The 7562-nt window shown below is 39.1% G+C and carries 3 protein-coding genes; 2 read left to right on the plus strand and 1 reads right to left on the minus strand.

Going from position 1 to position 7562, the window contains the following annotated elements; translation table 11 throughout:
- Positions 1 to 720: 720 nt before the first annotated feature.
- Positions 721 to 6252, plus strand: a complete 5532-nt coding sequence (locus H6F50_RS25410; RefSeq protein WP_190430841.1) for an ATP-binding sensor histidine kinase — start codon at positions 721 to 723, stop codon at positions 6250 to 6252.
- 187 nt (positions 6253 to 6439) lie between these two features.
- Complete coding sequence (locus H6F50_RS25415; protein ID WP_190430842.1) at positions 6440 to 7168, plus strand: iron-containing redox enzyme family protein; 729 nt, start codon at positions 6440 to 6442, stop codon at positions 7166 to 7168.
- Between the two features lie 49 nt (positions 7169 to 7217).
- On the opposite strand, the gene H6F50_RS26805 is transcribed toward H6F50_RS25415, so the two are convergent.
- A partial coding sequence (locus H6F50_RS26805; RefSeq protein WP_206754852.1) for a hypothetical protein occupies positions 7218 to 7562 on the minus strand: 345 nt, incomplete at its 5' end.

Raw genomic sequence — 7562 nt, forward strand, 5'->3', positions numbered from 1 at the left:
TTCTGCCGGATTAAAAGGGTAAAAATCAATTTTAAAAAATAGCAGAAATCATTTTTTGATTTTGCCTTTAGCATTAATAAATGACAATCAGTAATATCTCAGCCCAAGCTCACTTCCTTGGATTCGTATATGTATGTCAACTTTATATCAAATAAATATAGTAATTGAAGTAAAATTAAGAAAAAATTCTATTTGTTAACTTTTTATAAAAACTAGACACAAAACATTTTTTATTGATAAATACAGATTTATAAATTCTTTCTAAAATCATTAACATCCCAGTCTTTTCGGTTGGTCTTGCAATCCTTAAAAATTCACCACTGGCAGGCGAATCTCAAGAATAAGTTTTTTGAACGAGGATTAGATGCAGTTCCAGATGGCAAGCAATGTTTTTACAAGCATTAAAATACACTTGGTTAGACTCTTTTAATCCTTTTTACTCAAACTATCTCTAACATTTGGCTACATTTATTTGGACAAGTCAAGAAAGCAATTAGTATTTTAGGTTACATTTTTTAGAGTGTCAGAAAGATGACTTTCCCAAACTGTGTATACACTGATATTCACTGAGGAGCAAACTATATTTCCGTATAAATACGCTTTCAATTAATCGAATAAAGTTTTAATTTTACTTCAGCACAATAGGCTGATCTAGTGTTCACTTACAAAAAGCGTCTCTAACTGGACTGGATCGCCTACAAATCCGTAAATGGAATAATTATGAGAACAATTCCGGGATATCAGATTTTTGAGCTAATTTATGAAAGTAGCAAGTCGCTTGTGTATCGAGGATGCCGACTTCAGGATAATTTGCCTCTTATTCTTAAAGTTATCAAAGAAGACTATCCATTACCAGAAGAAATTTCTAGGTATAAGCAAGAATATGAAATTACCCGTTCGTTGAATATAGATGGTGTTGCTAAAGCGTATGATTTAAAATCATATCAAAATACTCTAGTAATGCTCTTGGAGGATTTTGGGGGTCAATCTCTAAAGATATTGATGGACAAACAAAATTTTACAGTTTTAGACGCTATGAAAATTACTATAAAAATTGTTGAAACTTTAGCTAAACTGCATAATTTAAACATTATTCACAAAGATATTAATCCATCTAATATTGTTTTTGATCCAAAAAGTAGGCAAGTCAAATTTATTGATTTTGGGATTTCCAGCGTTTTGTCGCGGGAAAACCCTACCCTAAAAAATCCCAATGTTTTAGAAGGCACTCTTGCCTATATGTCGCCAGAGCAAACTGGCAGAATGAATCGTTCGCTGGATTATCGTACTGACTTTTACTCCCTTGGCGTTACCTTCTACGAGCTTCTCACTGGCAGACTACCTTTTAATGGTACTGATGCAATAGAGTTAGTACATAATCATATTGCGCTTACGCCAATTCCGCCTCATAAGCTTAATCAAAACATTCCCAAAGCAGTTTCGGACATTGTTATGAAATTGCTGGCTAAAACTGCTGAAGATAGATATCAAAGTGCTTATGGAATTCAAGCAGATTTAGAATATTGTCTAACTCAATTAGAAATAAATAACCAAATTCCAGAGTTCTCTCCCGGTCGTCATGATATCTCTAATAAATTTCAAATTCCTGAGAAGCTCTATGGCAGAGAGCAAGAAATTAATACTTTACTAACAGCATTTGAACGAGTGAGCCAATTCTCGTTTGGTAAGCCAATGCCAGGGGATATTGAGATGATGTTGGTGTCGGGTTATTCTGGCATCGGCAAGTCATGTTTAGTGCAAGAAATTTATAAACCAATCACTCAACAGCGAGCTTATTTCATTTCAGGGAAATTTGACCAGTTTCAGCGGAGTATTCCCTATTCTGCTGTCGTCAGCGCCTTTTCTGCCTTAATCCAGCAACTTTTAACGGAAAGCGAAGCACAGCTCAACCAGTGGAAAGAAAAACTCCTAGAAGCCCTTGGCTCTAACGGGCAAATTATTATTGATGTTATTCCTGAGGTAGAACTCATTGTCGGTTCTCAGCCTAGAGTTCAAGAATTAGGGCCAACTGAATCCCAAAACCGCTTTAATTTAGTCTTTCAAAACTTTATTCGGGTATTTTGCCAACAAGAACATCCATTAGTCATCTTTCTGGATGATTTGCAGTGGGCTGACTCTGCCACGCTCAAATTGATGGAGTTGATGATGACGGATGATCAAACGCACTATCTATTTCTCATTGGAGCATATCGGGATAATGAAGTCAGCTCCACTCATCCCTTGATGATGACGCTGGATAGTTTACGCGATGATGGAGCTATCATCAACCAGATTAATCTAGCACCTTTAGAACTTGAGCATATTACCCACTTGATTGCTGACACCTTGCATACGGATAGGGAATCAGTAAGATCCTTAGCTTCCCTCATCCTGCGTAAAACAGAAGGAAATCCCTTCTTTGTCAATGAATTTCTAAAAACCCTATATCAGGAAAACCTGCTTACCTTCACCCCCCCTCAGACCTTTCTTACTCAGGGGGAAGAAGAGGCAAGTAAAGCCCTATGGCAATGGGACATCGCTCAAATTGAAGCGTTGGGTATTACTGATAATGTTGTCGAATTAATGATAGGAAAATTAAAAAAATTGCCGAATTCAACACAGCAGGCTTTACGGTTAGCAGCTTGTGTCGGCAATAGTTTCGATTTAAATACCCTGTCTATCATTTATGAGAAATCAATTTATGAAACTTTTAAAGACCTTTTGCCAGCTCTGAAAGAAGAATTAATTAAGCCTACTTCTGTGTTGGAAACGATCGAAGAGGAAGGGGTTAGTTCTCAACTATTAGTTTTTAATTATAAATTTTCACACGACCGTGTGCAACATGCAGCTTATGCACTGATTGATAACTCGCTTCAAAAAGCAGTTCATCTCAAAATTGGCAATCTCCTTTTAGCAAGTACGCCTTTGGAAGACCAGATAGAAATAATTTTTAAATTAGTCGATCATCTAAATATCGGTTCTGACTTAATTGTCGATGAAGAGGCAAAAATTGAATTAATAATATTGAATTTGGAAGCAGCTCGAAAAGCGAAAGATGCAACCGCATACAGCTCAGCACTTCACTATTTGACTGCTTGTATGAATGTTTTACCAAGCGATATTTGGGTAAAACGCTACGATTTAGCTTTTTCATTGCATAAAAAACGAGCCGAAATTGAGTATTTAAACGGTAATTTTGCTCAGTCTGAAGCCTTGCTGGAGCTAACCCTATCTCAAGCAAAATCAGTCCTCGACAAAGCTGAAGTTTATAATATGCTGATTGTGCAGCATACCATGCTTGCTAAATATCAAGAGGCAATTCAAGCAGGGCGTAATGCTCTTAGTCTGCTAGGAATTGACTTACCTGAAGGGGAATTAGCAACAGCAGTTGAGCTAGAACTAGACGAAGTTAATAAGAAATTAGAAAACCAAGAGATTGCGTCTTTAATTAATTTAGAAAGAATAAAAGTTCCCGAAGTAAAAGCAGCAGTCAAATTATTGGCAAATATGGGACCTCTGGCATATTTTGTTAATTTTGACCTTTGGCAGCTAGTTACGGTTAAAACAGTTAATCTTTCTCTCACCTATGGTTATGCATCAGGAGCAGCGTATAGCTACTCTTGTTATGGAATGATACTTAGCACAATTTTAGGGAATTCTCACTCTGGTTATGAGTTTGGGGTGCTAGCAACTAAACTAAGTAATAAGTTTAATAATGTAGCTCAAAAATGTGCAGAACTTGTGGTTCTTGCCAATTATTTGAGTAATTGGGTGAAGCCAATTAAGTTTAGTCATACAATTAATGATGAGGCATATAAAACGGGGCTAGACTTTGGAGATTTGCAATGGGCAGGTTATACTCGTCTTCACAAAGTCATTGCTTCCTTCCATCAATGTAAAAGTTTAGAGCAAAGTTTAAAACAGATACCTCAGTCTTTGCTATTTTGCCAAAAGAGTAAAAATCAATGGGCAATTGATATAATTTTAGGTTATAACCTAGCGGTGTCGAACTTGATAGGCATGACTGCTGGAACCTTATCTTTTGAAAATGATGGGATTAGCGAATCCAACTTCTTGACAAGTTGCGAACAACATCAAAGTTCGGCGGCAATTTGTGAATTTCATATTTTAAAAACCCAAATTCTTTACTTATACGAAAAACCGGATTTAGCTTTGAACAGTAGCTTGTTAGCTTCAAAGCTACTTACTTCTATCTTCGGTCATATCTCAGTATCTACACATAACTTTTATGACTCACTGATTCTAGTTGCTCTTTATCCGAATGCTTCAGAATCTGTACAAAAACAATCTTGCGAGACGTTAGCAGCAAATCAAAAGCAGATGAAGATTTGGGCAGACAACTGTCCAGAAAATTTTCTACACAAGTACCTGTTAGTAGAAGCTGAAATTAGTCGCATCACTGGCAATGATTTAGAGGCAATAGACTTGTATGAACGCGCCATTGAGTCCGCAAAAGAAAATGAGTTTATTCAGAATGAAGCTTTAGCGAATGAACTCGCTGCTAAGTTTTGGTTAGCGAAAGGAAAAGAGAAGTATGCTAAAGTCCATATTACAGAAGCTTATTACGGCTATCAACGTTGGGGAGCTAAGCGCAAAGTAGAAGATTTAGAGGAAAAATATCCGCACTTTCTGACTAAAACATCTATTCTGCCTCGCGTCAAAGATACTCCCACGACTACTGGACATTCCTCTACGGGTAGTAGTTCTAATACGTTGGACTTCACCACTGTGATGAAAGCTAGTCAAGCGATCGCTGCTTGTATCGTGTTGGATAAGTTACTGGCTTCTTTAATGAAAATATCTATCGAGAATGCTGGCGCACAAAAAGGTTTACTACTCTTGGTAAGAGATGAAAAACTGCTGATTGAAGCCCGTTCATCGGTTGAATCAAAAGAGGTTGTTGTTCGGCAGTCAACTCCGCTTAAAGGTTGTCAAGAGTTACCTCTGACAGTGATTAATTATGTAAAGAGAACTCGCTCAGATGTGGTTCTAAATGATGCAGCTAGTGAGGGAAAGTTTATTAATGACTCTTATATAGAGCTAAATAAATTGAAGTCCGTTCTCTGTATGCCTATCCTTAATCAAGGGAAATTAATCGGTATTCTCTATTTAGAAAATAATCTAACATCCGGAGCTTTTACTCCCGATAGGATAGAAGTTTTAAGAGTACTTTCAGCTCAGGCAGCAATTTCTCTGGAAAATGCTATGCTTTACAATTCGATGGAACAAAAAGTCCAAGAGAGGACGCATGAGCTAAATGAAAAAAATGTACGGTTATCCCAAACTCTACAAGAACTTAAGCGTACTCAGACGCAATTAATTCAGACCGAGAAAATGTCAAGCTTGGGTCAATTAGTAGCGGGTGTTGCCCACGAAATTAACAACCCAGTTAACTTTATCTATGGCAACCTTGTCCACGTTAATGAATATACTCAAGACTTACTAAACCTAATGCAGCTATATGCCAAGCATTATCCCAATCCGGTGTCTGAGATTCAAGACGAAGCGGAGGCGATAGAAGTAGATTTCTTAGTTGAAGATTTACCAAAAATGCTGTCGTCGATGAAGGTGGGGGCTGACAGAATTCGTCAAATTGTCCTGAGTTTGAGGAATTTTTCGCGCCTTGATGAGGCAGAAATGAAAGAGGTCGATGTTCACTCAGGGCTAGATAGTACGTTGTTAATTCTGCAAAACCGCCTGAAAGCTAAGACAGAAATTCCCGCTATTAAAGTGATTAAGGAGTATGGTTCGCTGCCGCTCATAGAGTGTTATGCAGGTCAGCTTAACCAAGTATTTATGAATCTTCTGGCTAATGCGATCGATACTTTGGAAGAAGCCATGAATAATGGTTCAAAAACAATAGGAGATTACCAGGAAATAGCCCAGGCATCTTGTTTATCTTCCTGGGAACGAAAAGAACAAAATTCTCATAACCAATTGCGAATTAGCGATTACCAATTACCGACAATCCGGATTCGCACCTGTGTCGTAGACGAAAGTCGGGTTCTGATCGCCATTGCTGATAATGGCCCTGGGATGACAGAGGAAGTCAAAAAACGTATTTTCGATCCTTTCTTTACTACAAAACCGATTGGTAAAGGGACAGGGCTAGGGTTAGCAATTAGTTACCAGATTGTGGTGGAAAAACACGGCGGTCAATTACAATGTTTTTCCACACTTGGGCAGGGAACTGAATTTATTGTTGAGATTCCGATCCGTCCGCAACATTAACCTTTGTCTTCAGAAGCCGATCTCCTTTATCAGATAGAGGACAAGCAGCATTCTCAGTAATTTTGCTTAAACATTTCTTTATGTAAAGCTCATAGTTACGCACATTCACATACGCACATTCACGGTGGACTAGGGATGTAGAGAAAGGCTACCACTGAGGGGTAAGGTTAGCGGGAAGAGATAAGTCATGCAGCTCCTAGACAATTGCTCGATTGCTACCGAGAGAAAAGTAGGACTTCACCAATTGTATGTAGAAGATATCGTGAGATGCACCACGCTATCAGAAGCAGTGCTGATGGTAAATAAGGCTTATGATTTCCACCGTCATCCTTACTTTATGTGGATGCAGGCACCCTCTACCTCACGGGCACAATTTCTTTGCACACAGCTACCAATTTGTTTTGCAATTGAGTCATTTTCGCAATCATTAGCGGCAGTTTTGGCTCGGACTCCAGTATTAGAACGGCGACTTTCGGTGATGGAAAACGTGGCTGAAGAACATGGTCACGGCAATTTATTGACCTCTCACAAATACACCTTCCGCCAATTTTTGCGGGCTTTAGGTGCCACTCCAGAAGATTTAGAAATACCCTGTCCTGCATCAGTGTTAGCTTTCAATCATTCACTTCTGGGCTACTGTCTGACGCAATCAAGTGAAGCGGGTGGAGCCGCTTTGGGGATGCTGGAGCATCTGTATTCGAGTGTTAGTGGGATGATCGCCCGCACGATTAACGAGCGAGGTTGGGCAGCACCGGGTAGCCAGTCACACTATACTGTCCACGAGGAACTTGACGTAGAACACGCACGAGAACTGTTGACTTTGGCAGAACCCAGTTGGGAGGAGCCACGCAACCGCGCTCATGTTGCTCAAGGGCTGGTGCTGGGTGCCCACTACTTATGGGCTTTGTACGAATAGTAAGCCACGGTAAGAGCGATCGCTACATCACAGAGTACAGCGATCGCTCTTATCTTCCGACCTGTGCATTCTCAATACAGGTTCTTAACTGTTCGGTGAGAACCTGGACATGGGGTTTCTTGAGCATGGTTAGGTGATTGCCAGGAATGTTATAAATTTCCACTCCTCCTCCAGCTAGCTCGCCCCAACCCATACTTGGATCTTGATTCGCAGCGATATTTTGTTCGCTATTTTTCAAAAGAGTAATTTTGCTAGGATAGACTTGCGGCACATAGCTAAGCGCTGCTTGACTATTCGCTTGAAAAACCCTAAGTATCGATTTACTTCTTAATTCTTTTAATATTCGTTTTTTAGATTCTTTAGAGATTAGCTTGCTTTGGGGCTTGTCGGTAGC

Origin of the sequence: Coleofasciculus sp. FACHB-712 (genome assembly GCF_014695635.1) — a bacterium.
Classification (GTDB): Bacteria; Cyanobacteriota; Cyanobacteriia; order Cyanobacteriales; family FACHB-T130; genus FACHB-T130.

Bases quoted from the DNA above. Each gene is read 5' to 3' on its own strand.
- H6F50_RS25410 (WP_190430841.1), top strand. From the start codon at position 721: ATGAGAACAATTCCGGGATATCAGATTTTTGAGCTAATTTATGAAAGT.
- H6F50_RS25415 (WP_190430842.1), top strand. From the start codon at position 6,440: ATGCAGCTCCTAGACAATTGCTCGATTGCTACCGAGAGAAAAGTAGGA.